The organism is Microcoleus sp. A6-C6, from assembly GCF_036705955.1.
Lineage (GTDB): Bacteria > Cyanobacteriota > Cyanobacteriia > Cyanobacteriales > Microcoleaceae > Microcoleus.
Window position 1 is genome coordinate 1 of record NZ_JAUBVR010000064.1, and the last position, 26,758, is coordinate 26,758.

The 26,758-nt window shown below is 45.4% G+C and carries 21 protein-coding genes; 9 read left to right on the forward strand and 12 right to left on the reverse strand.

Annotated features, from left to right (window positions below):
• Window positions 1–277 precede the first annotated feature (277 nt).
• The 7 genes from QUB52_RS21830 to QUB52_RS21860 all read right to left on the reverse strand — a co-directional run bounded on the left by QUB52_RS21830 (window position 278) and on the right by QUB52_RS21860 (window position 11,087).
• The gene (locus QUB52_RS21830) at window positions 278–1,381 is read right to left on the reverse strand and encodes a tetratricopeptide repeat protein (protein WP_332974749.1); all 1,104 of its coding nucleotides are present in this window, start codon (window positions 1,379–1,381) and stop codon (window positions 278–280) included.
• Window positions 1,382–1,566: 185 nt separating this feature from the next.
• The gene (locus tag QUB52_RS21835) at window positions 1,567–2,169 is read right to left on the reverse strand and encodes a Uma2 family endonuclease (RefSeq protein ID WP_332974750.1); all 603 of its coding nucleotides are present in this window, start codon (window positions 2,167–2,169) and stop codon (window positions 1,567–1,569) included.
• A gap of 186 nt (window positions 2,170–2,355) precedes the next feature.
• Window positions 2,356–2,874 carry a Ycf51 family protein gene (locus QUB52_RS21840; protein WP_332974751.1) on the reverse strand — a complete coding sequence of 173 codons (519 nt, stop codon included), beginning with the start codon at window positions 2,872–2,874 and terminating at the stop codon, window positions 2,356–2,358.
• A 90-nt stretch (window positions 2,875–2,964) separates the two neighbouring features.
• Complete coding sequence (locus QUB52_RS21845; RefSeq protein ID WP_332974752.1) at window positions 2,965–4,023, reverse strand: adenylate/guanylate cyclase domain-containing protein; 1,059 nt, start codon at window positions 4,021–4,023, stop codon at window positions 2,965–2,967.
• The gene (locus QUB52_RS21850; RefSeq protein WP_265233387.1) at window positions 4,020–4,394 is read right to left on the reverse strand and encodes a response regulator; all 375 of its coding nucleotides are present in this window, start codon (window positions 4,392–4,394) and stop codon (window positions 4,020–4,022) included. Before QUB52_RS21850 ends, QUB52_RS21845 begins: the two co-directional genes overlap by 4 nt.
• The gene (locus tag QUB52_RS21855; protein ID WP_332974754.1) at window positions 4,387–8,037 is read right to left on the reverse strand and encodes a response regulator; all 3,651 of its coding nucleotides are present in this window, start codon (window positions 8,035–8,037) and stop codon (window positions 4,387–4,389) included. The genes QUB52_RS21850 and QUB52_RS21855 overlap by 8 nt, the downstream gene beginning before the upstream one ends.
• A 536-nt stretch (window positions 8,038–8,573) precedes the next feature.
• Window positions 8,574–11,087: a sensor histidine kinase gene (locus QUB52_RS21860; RefSeq protein WP_265233389.1), complete on the reverse strand. Its 2,514-nt coding sequence runs from the start codon at window positions 11,085–11,087 to the stop codon at window positions 8,574–8,576.
• 359 nt (window positions 11,088–11,446) lie between these two features.
• Here QUB52_RS21860 and QUB52_RS21865 point away from each other — a divergent pair, with 359 nt between their 5' ends.
• A complete protein-coding gene (locus QUB52_RS21865; protein ID WP_265233390.1) occupies window positions 11,447–11,632 on the forward strand; it encodes a hypothetical protein in 186 nt (61 codons plus the stop codon).
• A 391-nt stretch (window positions 11,633–12,023) separates the two neighbouring features.
• Here the strand turns inward: QUB52_RS21865 and QUB52_RS21870 are convergent, their stop codons facing one another.
• Window positions 12,024–13,343, reverse strand: a complete 1,320-nt coding sequence (locus QUB52_RS21870) for an ABC transporter substrate-binding protein (RefSeq protein WP_332974755.1) — start codon at window positions 13,341–13,343, stop codon at window positions 12,024–12,026.
• 300 nt (window positions 13,344–13,643) lie between these two features.
• Between QUB52_RS21870 and QUB52_RS21875 the strand changes: the two genes are divergently transcribed.
• From QUB52_RS21875 to fmt, 6 genes are all read left to right on the forward strand, one after another.
• On the forward strand, window positions 13,644–14,276 hold the full coding sequence (locus QUB52_RS21875; protein WP_332974756.1) for a hypothetical protein: 633 nt from the start codon (window positions 13,644–13,646) through the stop codon (window positions 14,274–14,276).
• A 246-nt stretch (window positions 14,277–14,522) separates the two neighbouring features.
• Window positions 14,523–14,708, forward strand: coding sequence for a hypothetical protein (locus QUB52_RS21880; protein ID WP_332974757.1), 186 nt, complete (start codon window positions 14,523–14,525; stop codon window positions 14,706–14,708).
• Window positions 14,692–15,051 (forward strand): type II toxin-antitoxin system PemK/MazF family toxin, encoded by a 360-nt coding sequence (locus QUB52_RS21885; protein WP_332969884.1) that lies wholly within the window; start codon window positions 14,692–14,694, stop codon window positions 15,049–15,051. Before QUB52_RS21880 ends, QUB52_RS21885 begins: the two co-directional genes overlap by 17 nt.
• 24 nt (window positions 15,052–15,075) lie before the next feature.
• Window positions 15,076–18,258 (forward strand): SUMF1/EgtB/PvdO family nonheme iron enzyme, encoded by a 3,183-nt coding sequence (locus QUB52_RS21890; protein WP_332974758.1) that lies wholly within the window; start codon window positions 15,076–15,078, stop codon window positions 18,256–18,258.
• Window positions 18,259–18,487: 229 nt separating this feature from the next.
• Window positions 18,488–18,772: a DUF2442 domain-containing protein gene (locus tag QUB52_RS21895; RefSeq protein WP_332974759.1), complete on the forward strand. Its 285-nt coding sequence runs from the start codon at window positions 18,488–18,490 to the stop codon at window positions 18,770–18,772.
• A gap of 115 nt (window positions 18,773–18,887) precedes the next feature.
• Window positions 18,888–19,898 carry a methionyl-tRNA formyltransferase gene (fmt, locus tag QUB52_RS21900; protein WP_332974760.1) on the forward strand — a complete coding sequence of 337 codons (1,011 nt, stop codon included), beginning with the start codon at window positions 18,888–18,890 and terminating at the stop codon, window positions 19,896–19,898.
• A gap of 104 nt (window positions 19,899–20,002) precedes the next feature.
• Here the strand turns inward: fmt and QUB52_RS21905 are convergent, their stop codons facing one another.
• The 4 genes from QUB52_RS21905 to QUB52_RS21920 form a co-directional block, all read right to left on the reverse strand.
• Entirely contained in the window at window positions 20,003–21,256 is a 1,254-nt protein-coding gene (locus QUB52_RS21905) for an exonuclease SbcCD subunit D (RefSeq protein WP_332974761.1), read from the reverse strand.
• Window positions 21,257–21,610: 354 nt separating this feature from the next.
• Window positions 21,611–22,255, reverse strand: a complete 645-nt coding sequence (locus QUB52_RS21910) for an SMI1/KNR4 family protein (protein WP_332974762.1) — start codon at window positions 22,253–22,255, stop codon at window positions 21,611–21,613.
• Window positions 22,256–22,455: 200 nt separating this feature from the next.
• Window positions 22,456–23,031: a Uma2 family endonuclease gene (locus QUB52_RS21915; RefSeq protein WP_332974764.1), complete on the reverse strand. Its 576-nt coding sequence runs from the start codon at window positions 23,029–23,031 to the stop codon at window positions 22,456–22,458.
• An 89-nt stretch (window positions 23,032–23,120) separates the two neighbouring features.
• A complete protein-coding gene (locus tag QUB52_RS21920) occupies window positions 23,121–24,395 on the reverse strand; it encodes an ATP-dependent DNA ligase (protein ID WP_332974765.1) in 1,275 nt (424 codons plus the stop codon).
• A 439-nt stretch (window positions 24,396–24,834) separates the two neighbouring features.
• Here QUB52_RS21920 and QUB52_RS21925 point away from each other — a divergent pair, with 439 nt between their 5' ends.
• The gene (locus QUB52_RS21925) at window positions 24,835–25,140 is read left to right on the forward strand and encodes a glutaredoxin family protein (RefSeq protein ID WP_332974768.1); all 306 of its coding nucleotides are present in this window, start codon (window positions 24,835–24,837) and stop codon (window positions 25,138–25,140) included.
• Between the two features lie 31 nt (window positions 25,141–25,171).
• Window positions 25,172–26,710 carry a UDP-N-acetylmuramoyl-L-alanyl-D-glutamate--2,6-diaminopimelate ligase gene (locus tag QUB52_RS21930; protein ID WP_332974766.1) on the forward strand — a complete coding sequence of 513 codons (1,539 nt, stop codon included), beginning with the start codon at window positions 25,172–25,174 and terminating at the stop codon, window positions 26,708–26,710.
• Window positions 26,711–26,758: the final 48 nt, after the last annotated feature.

Below are 26,758 nucleotides of genomic sequence, written 5' to 3' on the forward strand. Positions count from 1 at the left end.
ATTTGGTATTTTATCCATCATTACAACTATGTTTTGAGCCAATGAATATCTAATCACTACATATTTATCACTACCCTAATCTTTTACCAAATTCAGGACGATCGGGTAGAAATTCTTCGGGTTTTGCATGGTGATCGGGATTTGGAAGACATTTTATCTAACATCGATGAAGAAGTTTAACCTAGTGCAGCCTGATTGCTGATCGATCCAGTAACAGAAATTCGATCGCCCCAATTCCGCGTTAGGTGCGATCCTCTTCGAGGGCTTCGCTAACGAACTATTCTTCAATCAAGGCTTGAAACTGAGGGTGCGATCGCACTTTGTCAAAATCCGAGTCAGTTTTTGCCATTTCTCGGTATTCGTCAGGATTTAGATCGATCGCCCGCTGCAAGTTTTGAATAGATAAGTCAACCTCACTATATAACGCATAGCAGCAAGCTTTATCATAAAATGCTTGGTGATAATCTGGTTTGATTTCTAAGGCTTTGTCGTAGGAGGCTATCGCCTCTTCCCATCTGCCTAATTTAGCCAGTGCATTGCCCCGATAGTTCCCGGATTCGTGATAATCTGGTTTGATTTCTAAGGCTTTGTTGTAGGAGGCTATCGCCTCTTCAAACAAGCCTAATTGAGCCAGTGCATTGCCCCGATAGTACCAGGCTTCGTGTTTATCTGGTTTGATATCTAAGGCTTTGTCGCAGGAGACTATCGCCTCTTCAAACAAGCCTAATTGAGCCAGTTTAGAACCCCGATTGTACCAGGCTGCGTGGTGGTCTGGTTTGATTTCTAAAGATTTGTCATAGGAAGCTATCGCCTCTTCAACCCTTCCTAATTTAGCCAGTGCATTACCCCGATTGTTCCAGGCTTCGTCTTTATCTGGTTTGATTTCTAAAGCTTTGTCGTAATTGGCTATTGCCTCTTCCCACAAGCCTAATTGAGCCAGTGCATTGCCCCGATTGTACCAGGCTGCGTGGTCATCTGGTTTGATTTCTAAGGCTTTGTCGTAGGATGCGATCGCCTCTTCAAATCTTCCTAAATTATACAGTGTATTGCCCCGACAATACCAGGCTTCGTGATAATCGGGTTTGATTTCTAAGGCTTTGTCGAAGAAGGTGATCGCCTCTTCAAATCTTCCTAAATTATACAGTGTATTGCCCCGATAATACCAGGCTTCGTGATAATCGGGTTTGATTTCTAAGGCTTTGTCGAAGAAGGTGATCGCCTCTGCATATTGTTGAGAATAGCCATAAAGTAAAGCTTGTTCAAAAAACAATTTAGCTTTTTGTTCTGGTGTTTGCCCAGCTTCATCAATTAAAGCTTGAATTCTCAGTAATTCCAGTTTTTGTTGGTCATTTAAAGTTTGTTCATCTTCTATATTCATCATTTATTCCTCTTCATCAAACTCTCAATTTTCAAAGTATAACCGTAGGGTGCATCAGGGGGGAATGCTTGAGTAAGTGGTTAAAATTTTCGGCCCTGACGCACCTAACAATCACTATTTTGTCAGGTGCGTCGCTATGAGATTGTCGATTTTTTGTTAAGGATTTTTCATGGCGACACACCCTACGACTAAGCTAACAATACCAGATTCGCCGTCACAACCAATTCGGGAAAAGTCGGCGAAACAATTTGTTCATCACCTTGAAACAGAGTACGCTGATATTTCCCTTCAGCATTTAGCGAAAAAACAAATACCGTCGGAACTTTCGGGTTTCCCAAATACTCTCTTTTCCCAATTGCCAAATAATCAATAATCCAGTATTCAGCAATACCCAAACGTTCGTATTCATCTAGCTTGTCAACATAATCATCTTCCCAATTAGTTGATACTACCTCGACAGCTAACTGAATCGGCGATTCGAGTGCGGTGTAAGATTTGCGTTGGGCACGCCACGAAGTGCGATCTATTACGCTGACATCAGGAACTCGTCCTTGATCTCTACCTTCTTTTGTGGTAGTTTTGATAGTGATGCCGCGTTTTACTACATAGTTGAGTTTTTGCCGATCGCACTCTTGATAAAACTGTCTGTCTGCAAATTCAGCAACGTCATCGTGATTTCTGGTAGTTGCCATTTTGACAATCTCTCCGTTCACCCATTCATAGACACCATCTTCCGGGCAAATTTCAATAAATTCGTTAAAACTTACTTTTTGTTTGGTGGTTGCAATCATTCTTTTATTATTCCTCGACTCAACATTGAATCGTTTCGATAGTAATTGATTACGAGGCTCTGCGCTTAGAAGTAGAGGGATTTGCCGTTGGGTGGGGGCGGGTTTACGAGATTGTCGGTATTGAGGCAATTATTGTTGGTGAACCCGCCCCTACAAGATGTATGAGAATGCTGCTGCACCCTACTTTTAGGCTTGGTATTTTTTCAGAGTTGCGACTTTTTCGGGGAAGATGTCGATCGCCATTTTCTCATCATACCTAACCGCCAGCGATCGCCTCACTTCACCCAAAAACAGCGGCTGAGACAAACCAGGTTCGGGATGTACGATCGTCCGAACTCGGATTGTCATGTAGTCTCTTCCGCGTCCAGAGCGCCCTGGAGAGTACAAATCCGCAGCCACTTGCCGCATCGTTGCTTCTAATTCCGATTCGGTGATAGTAGGCGGCACGGTAACTACTGTTTGAGCGCCGCCAGTATCGTAAACTAAAGAATAGCGAACTGCGCCGGGAATTTCTGTGCGGGTAAACAATCCCAAACCGAGACCGAATATACTCGCAGCAATTACGGCCATAAAGCTGCTCACTCCTACCAATCGGAAGCGAAAACCCCATTTGAATATAAATGCTATGATTGTTAAAACAAACAAAGCCGCTGTCAGAATTCCCGCCCATTGAGCGTACATTAAAAGATTAGAATTTACGTTCATTTGTTGACTGTTGACTGTTGACTGTTGACTGTTGATATTAGTTACCGATACCCGATGACCAATGACCAATGACTGATGACTAATGACTAATTAGCCTTTTCTGGCCACAAGCAGATAAGTCATCATATCGCCTTTTCCCTTCACTGGAATCACGCCACGCTCTTCAAAAACGTACTTGTCCTGCAGGCGTTCGTAGGTAGCAACTGTCACCTGAATGCCGCCCGGTACGCCTTGAGATTCCATCCGGGAAGCCGTATTTACTGTGTCTCCCCACAAATCATAAGTAAATTTTTTAGTACCGATTACCCCAGCTTCCACCGGGCCTGTGTGAATGCCGATGCGGATGCTGAGCGGCTGTCCTCCCTTGGTGCGAATCTTAGCGATTGCTGCTAGAATGTCGATCGCCATTTCTGCAATCTTTTCGGCGTGGTCGTTAGTCTCCTTAGGCAAACCGCCAACCACCATATAAGCATCGCCGATCGTCTTAATTTTCTCAAGTCCGTAGCGATCGGCCAACTCATCAAAAGCCGAAAAAATCTCGTTGAGCAATTCTACCAACTCCGCCGGCGACAAATGAGCCGAAAGCTTCGTAAAACCGACCAAATCGGCAAACATTACTGTTACTTCAGCGAAACTGTCGGCGATCGTAATTTCCCCTTGTTTGAGGCGTTGTGCGATCGGGCCTGGTAAAATATTCAGCAGCAAACGCTCTGACTTTTCCTTTTCCAGCGCCAACTCCCGCAAATACGTCTGTTCCTGATCCCGCAGCCGCTTCTTTTCCAGACAAGCGCTAATCCGAGCCTTCAGCAATACCGGATTGAAAGGTTTAGAAAGATAATCCTCCGCGCCCAACTCAATACAGCGGACAATACTATCGATATCGTCCACCGCCGAAATCATAATCACCGGGATGTGGCGCAAATTCTCGTCAGCTTTCAGATTTTCCAGCACCTGATAGCCGTTCATTAACGGCATCATAATATCCAGAAGCACCAAATCAAACGGCTCGCTTCGCATCAGTGCCAGAGCTTGCACACCATCTTCAGCAACAGTCACCGTGTGGCCTTGACGCTGAAGTCGGCGAGCCAGCAAATCGCGGTTCACCTCATTATCGTCAACAACCAGGACGCTGCCTTCGCCAGTTTTCATTGCATGGCCTCTTTCAGAAGCGTTTCGATCTTACTCAAAAGTCGGGGAAATTCCACCGGTTTGGTGTCATAATCGTCGCACCCGGCCGCTAAACACTTTTCACGATCGCCCGCCATTGCGTGAGCTGTCAGCGCAATCACCGGAATCGTTTTAGTTGAAGGATCTGCCTTAATTTTCTGCGTGGCTTGCCACCCGTCAAGCACTGGCAGACTCATATCCATCAGAATTAAATCCGGTACTTTGTCGAGGGCCATCGAAACCCCCTCAGCACCGTCAACTGCAATAAAAACCTCATGTCCCTTGCGGGCCAGACGCCTAGAAAGCATATCTCTATTCATTTCGTTGTCTTCGACCAACAGGATTTTAGCCATTGGTGTTCTCCTTGCCTTTCGAGTCGTACCTGCGATCGAGCCTGTCATTCACTATAGAACGAACATCACGTAGTAAAGTATCGCAACTGTAGACTCCCTTGTGTAAAACCCGATCGACATAACCGTTGAGTTGCTGACTTTCTGCGGTAGTCAGGTCTTTAGCGGTAATTACGACGATCGGTATAGGATCTTCAGAATGCGACTTGCGAAGTTCAGCAATCAACTCAAAACCATCCATTTCTGGCAGCATCAAATCCAGCAAGATCAGGTGGGGGCGAGCAACCGCTAGCTGTTCGAGAGCAGTGCGTCCGCAGTCAGCTTCCGCCACAGCCCAGCCTTGTTTTTCTAGTATGCGCCGCAGTATTTTGCGGGTGGCATCATCATCTTCCACAACTAAAATCTGACAGGACAAACTGTGAGCCACAACGCCGTCCTGGTCGCGTCGGTACTTATTCAACAAAGCAACCAGTCGTTTGCCGTCCACTGGTTTGGTGAGGTAGTCCGAAGCGCCCAATGCAAAGCCGAGGCTTTTGTTGCCCACAAAGGATAGCAGGATTACGGGAATTTCGGCAAGATCAGGATCTGCCTTCAGGGCGGAAAGCACCGCCCAGCCGTCCATTCCGGGCATGATCACGTCCAGGGTAATCGCGTCTGGCCGCAGTTGCTTAGCGAGCATCAGGGCTTCCTCGCCGCTACCGGTGACTTCTATGTGCAGTCCTTGGCGAGCCAGGGCACGCTTGATCAAATCCTGGGAGATAGGGTCGTCGTCAACTACCAGTACCGTGCCGACAGCAGGTGCATCTGCTACCCTAGTGCTGTCGCGGACTTGGTTGGCGATTTCCGGCTGTTTGATGACGCTGGGCAAAAGTACCGTGAAAGTAGTGCCTTTGCCCAAGGTGCTGCTTGCCTCAATGTTGCCACCCATCATCTGACAGAAGCGCTGGCTGATAGCTAGTCCCAAACCCGTGCCGCCGTACTTGCGGGTAGTCGAGGCATCTGCTTGGGTGAAAGGTTGGAAAACTCGCTGCAATTGCTCTTGTGTCATGCCGATGCCGGTGTCGGTGACGCGGAAACTTAAAAATTCGGAGTTGGAAATTAAAATTTGGGCAGATTCCTCTTGATTTTTCATTCTTAATTGTTCATTTGTAATTCTTTCGACTCCGATCGCAATTTTCCCGTTTTTGGTAAACTTGGCAGCGTTGCTGAGCAGGTTCAGTAGCACTTGCCGGACTTTGGTCATATCGGCGTGCATGGTGTCGAGGTTTTCTGGACAGTAAACTTCTACCGTGTTGCCGTTTTTTTCGACTAGCGACTTGGCCGTGGCGACAGCGCTTTCAATTAAGTTATAAATGTCGAAGTTTTCTAAGTAAAGATCCATTCGACCTGCTTCAATTTTAGATATATCTAGGATGTCATCGATCATCGACAGCAGGTGTTTGCCGGCGGTGCGGATTTTTTCGAGGTCTGAGACGAAGGTTTGATCGCCAGAGTCTTCGGCTTCTTCTTGCAGCATTTCGCTATAGCCGATAATGGCATTGAGGGGCGTGCGCAATTCGTGACTCATGTTGGCGAGAAATGTGCTTTTTGCCCGGTTGGCTGATTCTGCTACTTCTAGGGCCGATTGCATGGCGGATTCTGCAAGTTTGCGATGGGTGATGTCAATGACTGTGCCTTCATAGTACAAAACCCTGCCACTTTCGTCACAGATGCTGCGGGCGTTTTCGGAAATCCAGATCGTGCTGCCGTCTCGGCGGTATATTTGGGATTCAAATTTTGAAATTTGGTGGTGCGCGGCTAATTGGGCTACAAACTCCGCCCGTCGGTTGGGGTCAACGTAAATTTGGCGGTTGAGGTTTGCGAGTTCGGCGAGCAGTTGAGCGACTGTTTCGTAGCCGTAAATTCCGGCTAGTGCAGGGTTGGCGCTGAGGTAACATCCGTCTGGGGCGGTCTGGAATATGCCTTCGACTGCGTTTTCAAAGATGCTGCGGTATTTGGTTTCGGCTTGTCTTAAAACTGTTGCTGCGCGGTGGCGTTCTAGGACATTGGCGAGCATTTCTCCTACCATTTTTAGAGGAGTGGATATTTCGGTCGATCGATCGACTGCGGGTTTGCAACTGTCTAATCCGAGAAATCCTACTAAATTTTTACCGCACATTAGCGGAATAATGATTAGCGATCGCGGATTTTCTTGCGGTTTTTTTAATTTAGTTTTTCGGGAATGTGCGATCGCTGTTTGGGATGGGGAATCAGTCAGGAATTCTGCTGAATTTTTGCCTATCAACCGGGCAATTTCGGCTTGGACTCCGGGCGGAAGTTCGCTGATTTCTCTGATGTGCAGGCATTCGGCGCGATCGAGCTTTTCTGCAATCCAAGGAATTTGTGCGATGTCTATTTCTTTGTCGGTGCTATCTGTTATTAACTCAATGCCGTCGCAGCAACACTCGTAGGTTTTGTGGGCGCGAGTTTTGTCGAAAGATAACAGGTAGATGTAACTGCGATCAAAGCCGCTGAACTGGGTGATTGCTTCGAGAGTGCGATCGATGCCTTTGTCTATTTCCGATCCGAGCTGGCCGATCAAATCGGTTGACAAACTGACAATCAACCCATCGAATTCTACTCGATTCTGCAAAGATTGTGTTACTTTTTGGCGATCGGTAACGTCTCGAAAGCTCCAGACTCTGCCGACTATGTTCGCTCCGACTTTTGATGGCAATGAATTAAATTCGATAAATCTTCCGTCTTTGAATTCTAATATCTCGCTGATTTGAGTATCTGGATCTGCCGACACTTTGATCGCCTTTTGGATAAATGCTTGGGGGTCTTTTAATTGTTCTCTGGCGAAGGAGAATCCTGTGGCGATGTTGTTTTTGATTGAGCTTGTGGGCGATATGCTCAACTTTCCTGCTGCTTCAGACCAACCCCACATCTCGACAAATCTCTGATTATAATGCCATACATTGCCGTTGTTGTCAACCGCGAGAATTCCGGCATCGGTAGATTCTATAACTGCTGGCAGCATCGAGAGTGATCGCTTGTGTTCTGTCATGTCAAAAAACACCAAAACTGATATTTCGCTCCCATCAATTGCGGGATTGAAAAAATAGGAAACTGGTAAGATTTTGCCATCGCGACAGAGAAACTCGTCGTCCCAATTGCTGCAAGGTTGACGGTGGGCGATCGCCTGTTGTAAAGATAGTGTAGGTGCGATCGCCCCATCTGCACTTTTGCTTCGTTTCTGTTTCCGATCCGTCAAAACTGGGGATTTCTTGCCTTGCTGTTGCTGACTGGCGATGCGCTCTAGCAGCGCCACGCCTGTAAGTTCCGACTCTCGCCACCCCAGCAAGCGCTCAGCCTCTGGATTCACCGAGATCACCAACCCGTTGCCGTCTAGGATACACAATCCCGCCCCTAAAGTGTTGACAGTGGATCGCAGGCGATCGAATTCTGAAGCTGTTGGAGAATCTTGAGGGGATTGGGGCGAGGATGTCAAATCCTGTAGCGCCAGCGGTTGCTGCTGACTTGGAGCGCCATCGTAGCTACAACTTACCTGCTCTAAGAATAGCTGCCACTGCTCGGCAGTGGGAGGGGGGGACTCGCCGGCTAAACCGAGCTGTTCGAGTTGGCGCTGGAGGTGGGGATGCATAATTTCTGGCGCTGGGAAGGCAACTTTTTACAGTATATCTTTTAAATTAATAGTATATATACGCAGGTAGATATTTAGTGAACAGGTAGGCGATCGAACTCTATCACAAATTTTATGGATCAGGCGATCTGGAGCATTTCTATCCAAAATATTTAAAAATGTGCTACTTCTATTTATAACAAAATCCCGGAACAAGAATCAATAAAAATGACAATCTTAGCAATTCATAACATCCTAGCCCTCTTGACGGTTGCTGTATTATCAAATAAATTTAGATTGTTAACAAGCCAATCATCGGAATATCGAATTCACTCAAAAAATGTATCATCAGAGCAAGTTAAATGACGCTAAAAAAAATCATTCTGCACCACAACTCGCTTTTGGGGATAGCTAGATTTAAGTGAAAAAACTGGGTTGATGGATCGAGAGTATTTCGGGTATGATAAAATGATTGGAGTTTTTTAGCTGGTAGCGAAAGAATTAGCAAATTGCGGAAGCTAATAAAATTGGCAGACACCGACTACTCACAAAAATTATTATTGATCAGATTTTTCTAGGAAGAACGAAGTTTCGACCAGCATAGCTGGCAGTCGAATTGTAAAAATAGAACCTTTCTCCAACTCGCTGAATGCGGTAATGTCTCCGCCCATCATTTCGCAGAATTTCTTAGTAATTGTCAGCCCTAAACCAGTGCCACCATACTTCTTAGTAGTTGAGGAATCGGCTTGGGTGAAAGGATCGAAGATTTTGGCTAACTGTTCGGAACTCATGCCAATGCCGTTATCTTTGACTGTAAAAACAATCCGATCTTGAGAGGAAGATAAGGAAGAGGAGCTATTTTCAGATGGGCTAATTCCTCTATAGGCTCCAATTTTTTTGCGTCTCTGGGCAGTCTCGGCGGGGGTTTCGGCACAGCGGGTAATGCTGAAAGTAATCGCGCCCGATGAGGTAAACTTCAAGGCATTGCTGAGGAGGTTGAGCAGGGACTGGCGGAGTTTAGTTAAGTCGTTCTGCATCGAGCCAATATCCTCAGGGCATTGTATTTCTAAGATATTGCTATTTTTGTCTGCCATCGGCGCGATCATGGCGACTACTTCTTCAACCAGATTTAAAATGGTGAAGGTTTCGATGTGCAAGTCGATGCGGCCTGCTTCAATTTTAGAGAAGTCGAGAATATCTTGAATTAGCGCTAGTAAGTGCTGGCCCGCCGTGCTAATTCTTTGGAGGTCGTCGATGAACTCTTCGGCACCAATATCTCGCGCGTCTTCTTGCAGGAGCTCGCTGTAGCCGATGATGGCGTTGAGGGGAGTTCTGAGTTCGTGACTCATATTGGCGAGAAAAATGCTTTTCGATCGATTTGCAGCTTCGGCGGCTTCTTTTCCCCGCCGGAATTCTTCGGAACGCAAGCGTTCGGTGATGTCGCTAGTCATGATTAAAACGCACTGACTGCTGCCGAGGTCGATGAGTTCTAGAGAGAGCAGCCAGTCGCGCAATTCGCCGGCTTTGGTGCGAATTTTGATTTCTTGGTTGCCGATCGAATTTTGTTCCTGCAACATCTGGGCAAGCCGCCGCCCGTCTTCTGAATTGACCCACATTCCTAATTCGTTGGCGGTGCGACCGATAAATTCGTGCTGCCGCCAGCCTAATGAGCGCAAAAAGCTTTCGTTGGCATCGAGGAAGCGTCCGTCTGTGAGGGTGCAGATGCTGATGCCGACTGGGGAGGCGTGAAAAGCCTTGGAAAATCTTTCTTCTGAAGAACGCAGGGCGACTTCGGCCCGCTTTCTGTCTGTGATGTCTTGGACGGTGCTGGTGATGTAGAGGGAGTTGACTGCTGCTTGTTCGCAGACTGTGCGGTTGCTGCCGTCGGGGAGTAGGAGCCTGTAATCGATGGTGTAAGGCTGTTGCTGAAATAAAGCGGCTTCGATCGAGCTTTTGACCAATTCTCTGTCTTCGGGGTGCACGTATTTCAAGAAGGCTTCGAGGCTGGGTTCAAAAGTTCCCGGTTGCTGTCCCAGGATGCGATAAATTTCCTCTGACCACCGCAAATGCTGGCTGTTGCGGTCTAAGTCCCAGTTTCCTAGCTGGGCGATGCGCTGGGCGTTGGCGAGGCTGGCTTCGCTGGCGCGCAGCGAGGCTTCTGCTTGGTTGCGTTCGGCGACGGTGGCGGCCAAGACTAAGCCTGTGACGGCGATGACGGCGATGAAGGCTTGCAGGGATAACAGTGCTTGGGGGATGCTGCTGGCGTGTTTGAAAAAGGGGCCGCTGCTTCTGGCTATGCCCCAGATGGCGAAGCCGCAGAGGATGAAGTTGGAGAGGGCCGTGTAGCGCTGGCCGAATCGAAAGGCAGCCCAAACTACTAGGGGAAATGGTAAGTATTCCAGGGGGTAGCGGGCGTAGGCGGCGCGGGTGCGGGAGCAGAAGACGAGCCAGCCGATTGCTAGCAACAGCAACAGCCAAATCGCTCGTTCAGCTATCTGTTTGGGATTAGTTGGGACTTTGGGCAATTTGCGCCAGGTCAGCAGCAGCGGGGCGACGAGCAAAATTCCCATCGCGTCTCCTACCCACCAAGTCCCCCAAATTGTGCCAAAATTGCTCCACTTAGATAAACCAGTCAGGCACACGATGATGCTGCCGATGGTGGAGTTGATCAGGGTAGATGCGAAGGCTGCTAGTCCGACTATTCCTAAAACGTCTTTGAGCCGATCGAGTCCGGCGCTAAAGTTAATTCGCTGTAGCAGATAAGTTCCCGTCCACGCTTGCAAGGTTCTGGCGCCCGCTGAGATCAATGCCGTGGCGATGTTGGTCGACGGTGCGCTCATGCTGAACAGGAAGCCTCCGATCGCAATTCCCGGCCACAGTTGCCGCCCGAACAGCAGCAGGGCGACTTGGGCAATTCCTGCTGCTGGCCACATGGGGTAGATTTCTGAACTCAGGGTGAGGGTGGAAATTGCGAATTGTGATGCCAAATAGTAGATTAGGGCGATCGCCCCTACTGCGAGGAAGTACCGCCAGGAATGTCCTTTGATGGCGTTAAGGAACTTTTTCTGCATTGTCGTTTGGGGAAAAGGTTAACGGTTGTTGGGGTCTCAGTAGGTGGCACGGGACGGGCACAGGGTAGGGAAAATCCTTCTATTAGGTGATCGTAGGTCATGGGTGGTAGGTAGGGGGAGAATCTGTTGAGATCTAGCCTTTCGAGCTCTCATATTAGGTACGCGAACCGCATAGGGCATAGGGCATAGGGCATGAGGCTCTCCTCACTTTTTTTGAGAACCGATATAACTTTTTGTGGAGCGGTTGAGGGTTCGGTTTTTTTGCTGTGCGATCGCATCTGGGTATAAATTTCGGGAGCATCCCTTTTTTGCTAATATATCGGTGATGGCTCAGCATTCGGTGGGTTAATTTTTGGTTTTTGTTAAAGATTTATGACCGAGCCACTGCGGGTGTCTTTTCGTGTCGGGCGATCGCAACTCAATTCATCCTAACATTTTGCACCATTCTCAATAATATAGCAGAAGGAAGAAGGAAGAAGGAAGAAGGAAGAAGGAAGAAGAAAGAAGAAAGAAGGAAGAAGGAAGAAGGAAGAAGGAAGAAGTAATATAATAACTCATGTTTCCGAAATTAAGAACGTCTTCACTGTCTGGGCGGTTGCTATACCGAATAAGCCGATAACAGTGAAGCTAAATCTCAGATTTTAGGTAAGTTAGTGGCAAGAAACCCGGTTTCTGACTAGAAGTGCAGGCGGGAATGATTTTCATGAGATTTTCAACCAATTAATCGAGGTTTGAAGTCTTTCCTCGAATACAGTGAAAGCGGAGAATTTACATCAAAAAAACATTCTCTATTTCCCTTTGATTGTTGCAATAGAGTGATTCTCGAATTTCGTGAATAATCGCCATTTCTCTTGCCAATGACCAATGACCAATGACCAATGACCAATGACCAATGACCACTGACCACTGACCACTGACCACTGACAAATCTGTACCTCACTTTGCAATATCTAAAGTTAGTGTCAAACGCTCTTGAGCTTCTTTAAGAGCGTCTTGGGGGTTGCGGCCGAGAAGAGTTGCTTCTATGGCGCGGCCAAGGTTTTCTGACACGCGAGAGTAACCTGAGATGATTGGGCGCGATCGGGCTGAGTTCATTTGTGCTAAAAATACTTTCAAAACAGGGGTTTTTTCGACAAAACTTAGATAAGCTTTGCTCTGTCTTGATTTTAAGTTAATTGGCAAGTAACCTGTGCCCAATGCCCAGGCTGTTTGGAATTCTTCGCCAAGAACGTATTCTAAGAATTCAAGGGCTGCTTTTTCGTGTTCTGGCGAGGTTTTCATTAAAAATAAGTTTTCACCACCAACAACGGTTGCGGGGCGTTTGAGGGCGGGTATAGGCATCACTGCGTAGTCGATCGCGCTTTGCTGCAATTGTGCTAGAGTCCACGGCCCGGTGATTTGCATTGCAACTTTGCCGGCGATGAAGTTGTCGAGTTCGTAACCACGCTCCGGTGCTGATAGTATTCCTGAACCTTCTGTCAATAAGTCCTTCCACAATTCCAAGGCCGCGAGAGAACCCGGATTGTCTATTTGGGGTACAGGAGTTTGAGGTGTTTGGGCCTTGAGTTCGCCACCTGCGCTGAACATGAATGGCAGCCAGGTGAATACTGTCCATTCTCCTTTGCCTAGGGGGAGCACGATGCCGTGTTGATCTGTGCGTCCGTCTCCGTTGGTGTCTCGTGTGAGCGATCGGGCTGCTTGCTTTAATTGCGCCCAATTCTGCGGCACTTCTTTAATTCCGGCTGCGGCAAACAAGCTGGGACGGTAAAATATTCCTGTGTTGTTGGTGGCTAGGGGAATTGACCAAGTGTGTCCGCCGAGTTCCATTGACTCGAAGAGTGACGGATCGATTTCGGCTTTGATTGGGGATTTGTCGAGCCAGTTTTCTAGGGGTTGAAGTGCATTTAGTTCTGCTAGTTTACCGGCCATTGTGGGAGTATTCCACAGCAAATCTGGCGGTGCATTTCCGACAATTGATGTGAGGATTTTTGGCAGTTGTTGGTCGGGTTGACCGATGTAAATTTGTTCTACTTGGATGTGGGGATGTGTTTGGTTGAATTTGTCGGTGAGAGTCTTAAATACATCGCGATTTGGCGGGGGATTGATACCGTGCCACAGTGTGAGTTTAATTCGATCGCTATTTTTGGGGATATTTTGACAACCACTTAATATTAGCAGATTTAACGCAAGTAAAATGCAAGCAGCTAGTTTTAGTTGCCTTTTAATTGTTTTGGATAATTTGGTGGATAAAATCATTTTTTAGTTACATTCAGGGCAGAAGATTTTTTTTGACCGCAGATGAAGGCAGATAAACACGGATGGACGCGGATGCTTAGAGGTTGTTCAACAGTCGATCGTTGACAGTTGAATGATGAGGGCGACTTCTAACTGGAAAGCAGAGGACGATCGTAATCAATAGTTTTCTTTTACTTTCTACCTAACAGGAAGAGGCGTTAAACTAATTCTTTCTGGTGCAATCAAAGTTTGCGTAATTCCTGGATAATTATTGATTTCTCCACTACAATCGGTACATAATTATTATTTTGGTGACTCGCCATGAATAATGCCCTGCCAGATCCCGGACACAATAACCCGCAATCTCAACTCAAGGATTTTCTGCAATTTTTAGGCATCGACACGCCGCAGACTGTTCAACATTCAGACCTGAATTTACCACAAAATCATTTACCGGACTATTCTCAACCACCTAATTTTATCCACACCAGCCAACCGGACATTTTACCAGATTTCACTCAAGCTGGATGGGCAGACCATCACCAACACCATGACTTGCATCAAATATCAGCCCTAGATTTATATCATCAACAAATTTGGACAGTCAACTCGTCCTATGCAACTGTTCCTGGGGGCGATCGTACCATGAACGGCCCCCACATAGATATCCGGGATAACGGGCACATTTATCTGCATCAGCTCAACGGTCACACCGTTGATGTCGGTGATGTTCGAGGCCATTCCATGTATAATTCATCTGGGTGGGAAGTGGGTTACTTCAAAGACAATGGAGAAGTCTATAAATATAATTATCACTCAGCGGATAATTTTATCGGTAAAATAGATAATGGTCACATTTATAATGTAGACCATAAAGAAATAGGACGCGCTGATACAAATCTGGAAGGTGCAGCCCACCTCTTATTTGTAGTAGGAGGCGGCGCCAAAACTTAATTGATGAATTCTGGGTAGGCGGGGGCTGAGAAACCGGGTTTTTTCCCAAATATCTGGTTATCACCCCAGGATTTCCGAAAAACCCGGTTTCTGTCGGGTAGACGAGAGGGTGAGAAACCGGGTTTTTTCCCAAATACTTAATTCTTAACCAAAAACTCCCGAAAAACCCGGTTTCTTGGGGACAAAGAGAAAATCAAAAGGATCGATATATAATGGTAACATACCTTTGTCGAGGCATAGTTAACTATGAGCGTTAGTTTAAGTATTGCAGAAATCAAAGAAATTATTGGACAGCTACCAGTTTCAGTATTACAAGACTTACTACAGCAAATCCAAGAACAAATAGAAGCTGAGAAATTCATGCAGCTAGCCGAAAGTGGTTTCTCTGAGTGGTACGATCCAGAAGAGGATATTTATGAGTCAAAAACCTAATCCCGGAGAAGTCTGGTTAGTTTCTTTTCCTTTCAGTGATTTAACTATCAGTAAACTTAGGCCAGCTTTAGTTGTAGCTAGACACCGCCAAGAATTAATTATTTTAGGGATTTTTTCTAAAATTCCCCCTGGTAATTTACTTCCAACTTGGGTATTGATTGCAGATACAGATTCAAATTTTCCGCAGACTGGTTTGTTGAAAACATCTCTAGTTAGGGCAGATAAAATTACTACTGTCAACGAGTCAGTTTTTGACAGGAAGTTGGGCGAGTTACCATCAGATTTGAGCAGATTAGTCAGTTTAGCATTGAAAGTTTCTCTTAATCTTGTCAACGAACTTTAACCATTAACCACTGGAGGAAATTTTATGACGAAAGCATTACCAGGCAAAAAAAGTGTTTTGGTTCAGATTAGAGATGATGCTAATGCGAAACTTTTTCCGACAAAAGATCAAGCAGATATCCAAGCTGAAACCGCTCTCTCTATTGCTAACATCAATGCAGATACTGCGATTTCTATTGCCAAGATTAATTCAGAAAACGCTAACAAACAAATAAAACTACAAGAAAATATTTCTATTCTCCAAGCCTTGCAACATCAAGCCACCCTTGAGATCACAAGGGAAGAAGGCGAATTAAACCGAGGTTTACAGCAATACCTCGCAGAAATGAATATTGCTTTTCAAGCTAATGAAGGTGCACTTAACCGCGAATTACAAGACAAGTTAACGCAATTAAATTGGGATTTTCAAGACAATGAAGGCCAACTCAACCGCGAACACAGCGCCCAACTAGAAGTATTACGCGCCGAATTGCAAAAATTCTGCATCGCCGAACAGCGTCAACTCCAACTAGACTTAAAACAGTTAGATTCACTCCTAGCACGAGAAATTGCTCAGGCAAATCGCGAAACAGCAATTGCCGCCATTGTCAAGCAACAAAATCTACAAAATTCCCCAATTCTCGTCACCGCTGAAAACATTATTGCCAACATAAACCCCGAAGATACACCCATTTTACGAGTTTTCTTATCACCGCCAGTCTTGACTCACGATGCTGCTAAACCAAATCAAAACTTTCCGGTATCTGAGGAATTTTTAAGCAATTATCTGCGAAACTTCCTAAATAAGTATATCAGCGATGGTCGGCCTGTGCAATTTATGGGCGGTTATTGGCGGAGTAATGTTTTTCGGGAAGAAGCGGCGGCGGAAAACTTATTTGCAGGTTTGCGGGTAATTCCCACACTCATTTTAGACTCATCCGCCACGCCCGATGACTTTTATTTGCGCTTTGGCTTTTGGCATATTAATTTCAAAAAATATCGTTACCAAACCCCAATTCATCAATTACCTTGGGTTGAGGTATTGTATGATTTTGCTAAAGAACGGGCTGTGAATTGGCAAGGGAAACGACAAGCGTATATTGACTCTGGTAAGCCTGTGGCTGATTTCGATAGCCGTTATGGTGAGGAAACAGTTCAAGGCTATCAGCAAAATTTACGAATTTCGGAAATTGAACGCGGTGCGCTAGAGGAAGGAGAAGATTTAAGCGAAATTCATCGCCCTTATCATTTGCACAAAAATGATTACAATGATTTGGCAGAATTTATCGGAATACTCCATGCTGTATTCGCGGGGTTAATTGTTGATGAATATTGTCTGATGTTTCTGCCTCCCGATGAGCGAAAAACACCTTTATTACCGCAGTTTCTCCCAGAAATGTTGGAAAAAATGCCCGCTGAGGAACAGCAGATTATTATAGAAATTGCCGTGGGTTATTATCAGGGATTGTATGATAATTTGGCTGAAGAAGAGTCGGCATTAATTCCTGATTTGCGTTTAGATTTAGCTGTATCTCTGTTGAGTTTGGCTGACAAACAGTGGGCAGCAGCACAGTTATATTTGTCTGTCCAAGATTGGTTAAAATTGCATGGTTTGCCTATTCCAGAACAAAGTCAGTTATTAAGTGTTTTGGCGGCAGCTTTAACCATTGATGATTTTCCCTATGTAACCCAGCTAAATCAATGCTTGCAAGGTTTGGGAGCGGATTTACAACTAAGCGTCATTGAGTCTTATTGGCAACGGGGTTTACAACGGGCAAAAAATGGGGAATATTCCTTGGCAATTGCTGATTTTAATCAAGTTTTACAGTTAGACGATTCTCGCTTTGAGGCGAATTTTCAGCGCGGTTTGGCTTACGATCAAATTGGTGAGTATCAGCGAGCGATCGCAGATTTTGACCAGGTATTGCGACTTAATCCCAATGACGCTGATGTTTACCACCATCGCGGCTTAGTTTATCAGAAGTTAGGACAGTTAGAACTGGCAATTGAAGATTTTAATCTGGCCTTGCAAATAAATCCGAGTTTACCGGATGTACTGCACATTCGCGATGTGGCTTTGGGTGTATTAGAGGATAGAAAACAGGAAGCAGAAGTAAAGATTCAACGCCGGGAAGCAGAAGAAAGGGAACGTCAACAGCGGGAAGCCGAAGCCGAACGTTTGCGCCGGGAGGAAAAAGCGAGTACAGGTAAAGAATTTACCTTTGAAATCATTACAGTGGGCTGGAATGGGAAACCAAGTAGTAAGAAGGCGGGGAAAGCTTATCAAAAAGACGAAAATTTGGGGAAGGAAGTTAAGTTAGAAATGGTGTATATTCCAGCAGGTAGCTTTATGATGGGTTCACCGTTTGGAAAAGGTGAGGATAGGGAAAGTCCCCAACATAAAGTTACGATTGCTCAACCATTTTACTTGGGGAAATATTCCATTACTCAAGAACAGTGGCAAGCAGTAATGGGAACTAACCCTTCTCATTTCAAAGGTGCAAAAAGACCTGTAGAAAATGTTAGCTGGAATGATGCTATAAATTTTTGTCAGAAGCTATCTGAGAAAACAGGAAAAAGCTATCGTTTACCGAGCGAGGCGGAATGGGAATATGCTTGTCGTGCAGGTACGACAACGCCTTTCTACTTTGGCAAAACAATTACCCCCGATTTAGTTAATTATCAGGGCAATTATTCCTACGGTGTAGCATCCAAAGAACTTTATCCCCAGGGAACAACAACAACAATGCCTGTGGGGACTTTTCCCCCAAATGCTTTTGGTTTATACGAAATGAACGGTAATGTCTGGGAATGGTGTGCTGATCCTTGGCATGGCAATTATAATGGCGCACCTACCGATGGTAGTGTCTGGGATGAAAAAAATAATAATAATTGTTATGGAAACTATGATTTATTAGTCAATATTAAGAATGATAACCGCTCTCGGGTGCTGCGCGGTGCTTCGTGGGCCTACGATCGCATCAGTTGCCGCTCTGCGTTTCGTTCCTTCAGCGATGCGCCACCCGCTCGCTTCATCAACTACGGTTTTCGCGTAGCGTTGACTTCGGAGCTTCCTGCGTCTCCGCCCTCGGCTTCGGATCTTCCTGCATCTCCGTCTGAAATGCCAGATTGGTTGTTTGGTTTCTCGGTTGGTTGTTTGGTTCTTTCTCTCCCCCCTCTTTTTCTTTTTAGTATCCTCTTTTTTCTTTTTCATCTCATTTTCGGGTGATGACAATACCACAGCTAATGGTGGTTAAAATTGTATGATTTACCCGACTCTCTAATTTAGGGTGTTAGGCAAAAACTATCGTTTGCCGAGTTATTGGTGGGGTGGGGGCGGGTTTATTCAGATTATTGGTGAGTAGCAAATATGTAGGCGAACCCGCCCCTACGAAAAATTGTTTTAAATATTCTGGCGAATGCTAAAATTAGAAGCCATAACACCGTTGGAGTAGAAAATGCTTAAAGATATTATCTCGGTTAAACCGTTAGAATTCTATCAACTACACCTCAAGTTTGAAGACGATATAGAGGGAGTTGTTGATATCAGTCAACTGATTGAATTCACGGGAATTTTTTCCCCTTTAGAAGACTTGAGTTACTTTGTTCAAGTCAAAATTAATCCAGATTTGGGGACTGTTTACTGGGAAAATGGAGCAGATTTAGACCCAGATGTTCTCTACTCAATTATTACAAATCAGCCAATTGCTACCTATGAAAAAGAATCTGTCACTAGATTTTAGATTTTAGATTTAGTCCACAAATAAAAATATTGCTGTCACAACCACGGCCGCTTAAAATGATACTATGAATGAATTGCTAATCATTCAAAAAACCTATGTACTTAACTAAAAATCTATGAAAATTGTGTTTTTTGGTACTCCCGACTTTGCTGTTCCTACTTTGTCCGGTTTGCTGAGTCATCCAGAATTTGAGGTGGTGGGTGTGGTGACTCAGCCTGACAAGCGCCGGGGAAGAGGCAATAAGTTGATGCCTTCACCTGTTAAAGATGTGGCTTTAAATCACAGTCTCCCAGTTTTCCAGCCGCGCCGAATTAAGAAAGATGCGGAAACTATTGCTATGTTGCGGGAAGCGGAGGCTGATGTTTTTGTGGTGGTGGCTTATGGCCAGATTCTTTCTCAAGAAATTCTGGATATTCCTAGTTTGGCTTGCGTTAATGTTCACGGTTCAATTTTGCCCAAGTATCGCGGGGCGGCACCGATTCAGCGCTGTCTTTTTGAGGGGAAAAAGGAGACCGGGATTACTACTATGCTGATGGATGCTGGGATGGATACTGGGGCGATGTTGTTGAAGGTTTTTGCTGGGATTTCGCTGTTGGATAATGCTGATTCTTTGGGGGATAGGTTGGCGGATGTTGGGGCGGATTTGTTGGTGGAAACTTTGATACAATTGAGGGATGGGAAGGTTGATGCTGTTGTTCAAGATGATGCTGAGGCGACTTATGCGCCGATGATTAAAACGGCGGATTTTGTGCTAGATTGGTCGCAAAGTGCGATCGCCCTTCATAATCAAGTTAGGGGTTTTTTCCCCGATTGCACTACGACTTTTCGCGGTAATTCCCTGAAAGTGTCCGCGACTGTACCCGTAGGGCCAGAATATTGGCTGCAAATGCCGCCGGAGTTGAGGGTTTTGGAACGCGATTGGCCTGTTTTGGATCAGTTGTCGGGCGCAAATGGGGAGGTTGTTAAGGTTGTGAAGGGCTTGGGGGCGATCGTCCAAACTGGCAATGGGTTATTATTATTGCGAGAGGTACAGTTGGCGGGGAAAAAAGTGCAGTCTGGCGTGGATTTTGCCAATGGGACTCGGTTGGCGCTGGGCGAAGTTTTTGGGATGGTTGAAGTTAAGTAAATGAGTGATAGGGAGAAACCGGGTTTCTGCGAATCATTTGGGTTGAGTACGAAAAATATAGGAAGAAACCCGGTTTCTGAGATTGTGTGGTAGGGAGAATTTACCTAAAATTCGACCAAAACTTCCTCCAAAACTTCCTCTTTTCCGCCCAATAAACCCTGCGCCGCTTCTAACATACTCTCAGAAAAATCTTTCAAATCTTCCCGACTTGCTAAATAAGTTCTCAAAGCTTCTAAAGGTTCTATACTATTATTAGCATTCAATTCTGGCAACCTCGGCCGCGCTAGCTGACTGACTAATTCCGGCTGGATTGTGTAGCTGTGGGCTTCGCCTAGAAGTGCGTGCAATTCTGCGTTATCTATTAAGTCTAATTGTTCCGATCGCAATTGGTAGATCAATCTCACCACAGCATCTTGGATTTCTTTCTTCCCAATGGCTTTAACCAAGTCAGCTTGCGGGTTTTCCGATTCAGACACCTTTACCTTAATCGTCATAAACACTCGCACCGGTAACGCGCAAAATTCCCACTCAGCTTTCCCTCGTTCTAAATTAATTAACACAAAACCTTTGTCTTCTTTCTCTTCGCTAAAGTCAACTCTTTCGATGCTTCCCGGATAAATTACGGGCGGATTGTTGGATAAATTCAGATTTTGGTGTTTGTGAACGTGACCGAGAGCAACATAATCGAAACACGGACGAGTTAACATGGAAACGGGTATGTTAAAACCTTTACCAACTGCTAAAAAACGTTCCGCGCCCAAACTTGCTTTATCTGCCATTAAGTGCGCTAATAGTACGGTGGGGATTTCGGGGTTGAGGCGGCGGATTTCGCCTTCCATTGCGATCGTCAGTTTTTCGGTTAATAATTGGTTAACGTCGCCCATAGAAAGGCTTTCAGTCTCTGAACGTGTCATTAAGGTCGATCGCGTCAACCAAGGCAGTGTAACCACCTGTACGGGGCCATTACGGGTCTGTATGAGGTGAGTTTCCAGGCGATCGCCTACAATAAACTTAGGTATTCCCAAAGTCCGGTAAATCCCCAAACTCGCGCCGCCCTGTCCCTGGGAATGTTGGTCGTGATTTCCTACTAGCAAAACCGTCGGAATTTGCGCGTCAACTAAGCGACTGAACTGCCGCGCAAAAGCCTCTTTTACAAACGGTGGCGGCGTTGAATCCGGGAAAGCATCGCCGCCGAATATAACTAAATCTACGGGTTCAGAAATTGCCCTGTCCATACATTTACTCAAGGTAGCCGCAAAGTCTTCCAGCCGCGTATTTAAGCCGGTTTCTGGATTAACGCGGCCGTGGGAAAAGCCGCTTCCCATATGGATGTCTGAAAGGTGTAAGATTTTAATCATTGTTTTCTGTGTGAGTTGTAATTAAGGTTTGTAGTGAGGACTTCAGTCCTTCTTTCTTTTCTGTGTAACTTGTAATTAAGGTTTGTAGTAAGGACTTCAGTCCTTCTTTCTTTTCTGTGTAACTTGTAATTAAGGTTTGTAGTAAGGACTTCAGTCATTCTTTCTTTTCTGTGTAACTTGTAATTGAGGTTTGTAGTGAGGACTTCAGTCCTTCTTTCTTTTCTTTGTAACTTGTAATTGAGGTTTGTAGTGAGGACTTCAGTCCTTCTTTCTATTACTTCCGAAGAAGGACTAAAGTCCTCACTACGAACCTAGTTTTTGGTAAGCACTTCAGTCCTCAGTTTACCAAGTATTTTATGTTTTTCTAAGTTCTAATTCGACGCTGTGTCGATTGGGATTGATACGTTTATCGATCGCAAAAATGGCCTTTTCTTCCTCCAACCCAATTTCGTGAAACTCTTTAAACAAACATTCTAACTCAATTTTGGCAATAACAGTTTCCAGCCACTTATCAAAGGAATCGCACTCAATGCTTCTGAAAGGTTCGTTTTTGCAATCAAAACTGATAATTTGTCCGGGAACACCGTCAAAACAGCCTTTTGTATCCACAACCCGCAGCCACAAATCATCTACCTTCATAAACGGAATCCATGCTTTGTTCCAATATTCTCCGGGCCGCCATTGTTGAAAATTAACTAGACTTTGGGTGTCCCAAAATTTTTTCTCATTCACAATAGATGCCAAAGATAAAATACTTCTGCCGTGTTCAAAAGGCAACAGCCACTTATTTTCTGAACTCTCATAAACCGAACCGTTATACCAGCGATAAAAATCATAAAAAGTTTCGGGAAGCGATTGTTGGTAACGATTTTTAAATAAGTCGATTTCCGTTTCGATTGCACCGGAATTTAGCAAATTTTGCGCGTCGGGACAGTAGCGTTTTAAGCTTTGGGCGAAGGTACGAACCAGAGGATTTCGTGGCTGAAAAAGTTGTTTCATACATCATAATATCATGCCGGGGACTTTTTGGTAAGTTTGGGCGATCTGGCAGCGAAAATCTATACTTTTTAAGGTGACGACTTAATTTAGCTTCGTAGTGAGGACTTCAGTCCTTCTTGGGATTCTGAAGAAGGACTAAAGTCCTCACTACGAACCTGGTTTGCAATTTTTGTCAAGTACAGAGGATGTGCTTTCATACTTCACGAGATCATGCCGGGTACTTTTTGATAAACTTGTTCAATCGGACAGCGAAAATCTATACTTTTCAACTCTAACTCATCTCCTTGTCTGTAAATCTGAGAAACCCAATTTCCCTCAGAATTGAGTCGAAAACATTCAATTTGGATTTCCGATTGATTGATGAGTACGTATTCCTGCAAACTCGATGCAGTTTGATAATCGGCAAATTTATCACCTCTATCAAAACTTGCCGTTGACGGCGACAAGACTTCAATAATTAAAGACGGATGACAAATAAAATCGTCGGTTGAATTTATCTCTCTTTCGTCGCAAGTTACCGCTATATCTGGGTAGTAATAGCAATTAGCTTCTTCCAGTCTGACTTTTATGTCTAATGCTAAAACGATGCAGTTAGTGTCATCAAGATGATTTCCTAGCCGCCTTACTAAGTTACTAGAAATAATGATATGGGGCTTTTTGGCACCAGTCATTGCATAAACGTGTCCGCGTCTGTATTCGTGTTTGATCGGACTTACTCGTTCGCCTTCTAGGTATTCTTCTGGTGAAATGTAGAAATTGTTTTTGCTGATAACCATTGATTTGTCCTCGGCTAATTTTGTGTGATAATATTTGTTTAAATTCGTAGATTTTGGTAGGGACACGGCAATGCCGTGTCCCTACCAAATTAACATAATTCCAGAAATCGCGCGTGCCACAGTTTGCCACTTTCCGTCAATCCCTGCGATCGCACTTTGATTTTGACTCCGCGAGGGTTAGCCTCGTAGAGTCGGGCAATTTCCTGCATTTCCGCGCCGCTAAAGCCCGTTCCCACTGTTCCGATCGGCACTAATTTGCCCGCAATTTCTTGCGCGACTTCGATCGCACTAAACGGCCGCCCCGCAACTTTAGTCGTTGTCAACCCGACAATAAATAAGTCGTATTCCTGACAGTATTTGGTTCTTACTATCGGAAACTTCTTAACATCTTTTCCCCCGACATAACAGCAGTTGTGCAAAATCCAAACTTCGCCTTCTCTATTTTCAGATTCCTGCTGCTGGGTTAGCAAAAGTTTTTCCGCAGTGGTGCGAGATGTCGGTACAATTTCAAATTCTGAACATAAACTTACCAGCACTTCGCCAACTGTAACTCCGGCGGCAATTCGTTCGGATTCCGCCAACCCAGTCAAGTCTTTGCCGTGGGAAAACAAACATTTGAAAATGGCATAAACGGCGGTTGGTTGGATCGTCGGAAAACCACTTTCAATATTAACAGTAGCAGCTTGCGCGCCCGTGCGGTGTTCGCTGCCGGTACAGCTTTTGTAATACAGTTCGCCGTCTAAAACAAAGGTGCCAATTTGAGCGGCTGTGTCTGTTAATGCGCGATCGATCGCAATTGATGGTTGTTGTCGCAGATTAGTCGATCGCGATTGATAGTATACTTTATCTGGGGTTGCAACAACCACAACTCGGTTGCCGTCCCGCTTTGGCTGTCCCCAATAATCTGGATTTTCGATGTAATAAGAACGTTCCACCGGCGCGTCAACCGGCTGCATCGTCACAATCCTTCCCGGCTGCAAGTGCGCCGGTAATTCGGGAACAATCGGATTGTTTGCAGTCTCTATTTTGGCAGCAGCCTTTGATTTTGCCGCAGGAACAACATTGGTGATAGACTTGCTTTTAGTGTTGTTAGTCGGCTTTTCTCCAGTTTCCAACTCAAACGCTTTTTGCCAAAATCCCAGCGCCATTTCCGGGTATCCTTCCGACTCCGCGCACAGTGCAAAACCAATAACTTTTGCCGTACCGATGCTGCGCCCGTAATCAGCCAAATACTGCACAGCGCCCGCTTCACCCATCAGGTGCAATTCCCGCGTGACGATGCGATTGTTCCAACGTTCTCGAATATCGGCGCTAATTTTTTTGGCTGATTTTCGCTTGGCTTCTGCGTATTCGGTGCAGTCCATAATGCCTCCTTTTGGTAGGGCTATTTGTACACTATAATCAAGCTTGATTCATGAGTCAAGTAAATAGATGTCATTGCGAATGAAACGAAGTAAAGTGAAGCAATCGCAGAGATTAGGTGATTTCTCTTAATTATGCAGCACTATTAAGAAATAAACCTAACTATTTGATTTGTGAACTAGATTTAGTTTTTCACCGCAGAGGGCGCAGAGGGCACAGAGGAAGAGAAGCAAGAGATCCATCGGCTGGTATTTACATTGAGATGGCAAATTGCAGTAATCGGTTCGCCGCCAATGCTAAGATAACCTCGATCGTGCGTTGAGGTCAATCATGCCGCCGCTTGCTGCTTGCGAAGTCTGGTTCGCCAACTTCCGTTAGCGAAGCCAACGAAGAGGATCGCACTTTCGAGCATTTAAGATCAAGTCTAATTGTACTGTTATGATGCGATTAATTTTGTACAGCAAACCCGGATGCCACTTGTGCGAAGGGTTGCAAGAAAAACTCGAACAGATTGAAAACATCAAGTTTCAATTGGAAGTACGAGACATTACCGAACGCGATGACTGGTTTCAAGCTTATCAGTACGAAGTGCCAGTTTTGTTTAAAGTGCAGCCTCAGCCAATAAATTCTGCTGGCGATGCTGCATTCTCCCCAGAAGAACAATTACCTCGTCCTTCTCCCCGCTGCACAGTCCGACAATTGGAGCAAATGTTACAGAAATATTTGCAAACCGATCAGTCAAAATAGATTCAACCCAGTTTTGCCAGGAGTGATCGACATGAATTTGAGAGAATTATTAGCAGCAATTCCCGGCATTTCCTTTGACACCCAACATCCCGCCCTCGATGCAGAAGTCAAGGGTTTATCGACTAATTCCCACGCTTGTGGGGCGGGAGATTTGTTTTTGGGAATGCCGGGAACTCGCGTAGATGGGGGAGATTTTTGGCAAAGTGCGATCGCCAGTGGTGCAATTGCCGCCATAATTTCCACCCAAGCAGCCGAGAAAACACCACCCAACCCCCCCCAACCCCCCCTTGCTAAGGGGGGGCTAGAAGAGCTTCCCTGCGTCATTGCAGCAGCCGATATGTCTCAAGTTTGCGGTCAAATAGCAACCGCATTTTATGGCAATCCAGCTAGCAAATTAAAACTTGTCGGCGTTACCGGAACTAACGGCAAAACTACCACAACTCATTTAATCGAATTTTTGCTCAATCAAATGCAGTTGTCAACCGCGATTTTTGGCACGCTTTACACTCGCTGGCCCGGTTTCCAACAAACTGCACTTTACACCACACCTTTTGCGGTTGACCTGCAAAAACAACTAGCAGAAGCTGTAGCCGCCGGATGCAAACATGGCGTGATGGAAGTCAGTTCCCACGCTTTAGCGCAGCAGCGGGTTTTGGGCTGTACTTTTGAAGTTGCTGTGTTTACAAACTTGACTCAAGACCATCTCGATTATCACCGGGATATGGAGGATTATTTTGAGGCGAAATCTCTGTTGTTCGGTTCCGATTATCTCAAGAATCGCGCGGTGATTAATATTGACGATGCCTACGGACGGCGGATTGTTGAAAGTTTAAAATCGGAGAAAGTTTGGAGTTACAGCACTACCGATAAAACTGCTGATTTGTATGCTTCAGATTTACAATATCAGCCCGATGGAGTTAAGGGAATTCTGCACACTCCCAAGGGCGAAACTGCTTTTGTTTTGCCTTTAGTCGGTCAGTTCAATTTATCAAATATGTTGGCTGCTGTCGGTGCTGTTTTAGAATTGGGTTTAGATTTGTCCGCAATTGTGGAGAATTTATCTCAGTTTTCGGGAGTACCGGGACGGATGGAACGGGTGCAAATTAGTCCCGATCAAGATATTAGCGTGATTGTCGATTACGCGCATACTCCTGATAGTTTGGAGAACTTATTGAAGGCTTCGCGGCCGTTTATTCCGGGTCAAATGATTTGCGTGTTTGGTTGCGGTGGCGATCGCGATCGCACGAAACGCCCAATTATGGGTAAAATCGTGGCAGAATTGGCAGACTTAACTGTTGTTACTTCCGACAATCCGCGTACTGAAAATCCCGATCGCATTTTAGAAGACGTTCTAGCAGGAATTCCCGCTACCGTAAAGCCCGTCGTGATCTGCGATCGCGCGGCAGCAATTCGTACTGCTATTATGGACGCTAAACCCGGAGATGGCGTGCTGATTGCCGGAAAAGGACACGAAGATTATCAGATTTTGGGCACCGAAAAAGTCCATTTTGACGATCGAGAACAAGCGCGATATGCCTTGAAAGAAAGAATCAACGAGCTTAGCAGTTAGTTATTAGTTATTGGTTATTGGTTCCCAGGAGCGACCTGGGAACCAGTT

What these genes read in the sequence shown, in the direction of transcription:
- QUB52_RS21915 (WP_332974764.1), bottom strand. Translation starts at nt 23,031, where the DNA reads ATGGTTATCAGCAAAAACAATTTCTACATTTCACCAGAAGAATACCTA.
- fmt (WP_332974760.1), top strand. Translation starts at nt 18,888, where the DNA reads ATGAAAATTGTGTTTTTTGGTACTCCCGACTTTGCTGTTCCTACTTTG.
- QUB52_RS21910 (WP_332974762.1), bottom strand. Translation starts at nt 22,255, where the DNA reads ATGAAACAACTTTTTCAGCCACGAAATCCTCTGGTTCGTACCTTCGCC.
- QUB52_RS21855 (WP_332974754.1), bottom strand. Translation starts at nt 8,037, where the DNA reads ATGCATCCCCACCTCCAGCGCCAACTCGAACAGCTCGGTTTAGCCGGC.
- QUB52_RS21830 (WP_332974749.1), bottom strand. Translation starts at nt 1,381, where the DNA reads ATGATGAATATAGAAGATGAACAAACTTTAAATGACCAACAAAAACTG.
- QUB52_RS21885 (WP_332969884.1), top strand. Translation starts at nt 14,692, where the DNA reads ATGAGTCAAAAACCTAATCCCGGAGAAGTCTGGTTAGTTTCTTTTCCT.
- QUB52_RS21835 (WP_332974750.1), bottom strand. Translation starts at nt 2,169, where the DNA reads ATGATTGCAACCACCAAACAAAAAGTAAGTTTTAACGAATTTATTGAA.
- QUB52_RS21920 (WP_332974765.1), bottom strand. Translation starts at nt 24,395, where the DNA reads ATGGACTGCACCGAATACGCAGAAGCCAAGCGAAAATCAGCCAAAAAA.
- QUB52_RS21925 (WP_332974768.1), top strand. Translation starts at nt 24,835, where the DNA reads ATGCGATTAATTTTGTACAGCAAACCCGGATGCCACTTGTGCGAAGGG.
- QUB52_RS21845 (WP_332974752.1), bottom strand. Translation starts at nt 4,023, where the DNA reads ATGAAAACTGGCGAAGGCAGCGTCCTGGTTGTTGACGATAATGAGGTG.
- QUB52_RS21905 (WP_332974761.1), bottom strand. Translation starts at nt 21,256, where the DNA reads ATGATTAAAATCTTACACCTTTCAGACATCCATATGGGAAGCGGCTTT.
- QUB52_RS21860 (WP_265233389.1), bottom strand. Translation starts at nt 11,087, where the DNA reads ATGCAGAAAAAGTTCCTTAACGCCATCAAAGGACATTCCTGGCGGTAC.
- QUB52_RS21880 (WP_332974757.1), top strand. Translation starts at nt 14,523, where the DNA reads ATGAGCGTTAGTTTAAGTATTGCAGAAATCAAAGAAATTATTGGACAG.
- QUB52_RS21870 (WP_332974755.1), bottom strand. Translation starts at nt 13,343, where the DNA reads ATGATTTTATCCACCAAATTATCCAAAACAATTAAAAGGCAACTAAAA.
- QUB52_RS21895 (WP_332974759.1), top strand. Translation starts at nt 18,488, where the DNA reads ATGCTTAAAGATATTATCTCGGTTAAACCGTTAGAATTCTATCAACTA.
- QUB52_RS21850 (WP_265233387.1), bottom strand. Translation starts at nt 4,394, where the DNA reads ATGGCTAAAATCCTGTTGGTCGAAGACAACGAAATGAATAGAGATATG.
- QUB52_RS21930 (WP_332974766.1), top strand. Translation starts at nt 25,172, where the DNA reads ATGAATTTGAGAGAATTATTAGCAGCAATTCCCGGCATTTCCTTTGAC.
- QUB52_RS21875 (WP_332974756.1), top strand. Translation starts at nt 13,644, where the DNA reads ATGAATAATGCCCTGCCAGATCCCGGACACAATAACCCGCAATCTCAA.
- QUB52_RS21890 (WP_332974758.1), top strand. Translation starts at nt 15,076, where the DNA reads ATGACGAAAGCATTACCAGGCAAAAAAAGTGTTTTGGTTCAGATTAGA.
- QUB52_RS21840 (WP_332974751.1), bottom strand. Translation starts at nt 2,874, where the DNA reads ATGAACGTAAATTCTAATCTTTTAATGTACGCTCAATGGGCGGGAATT.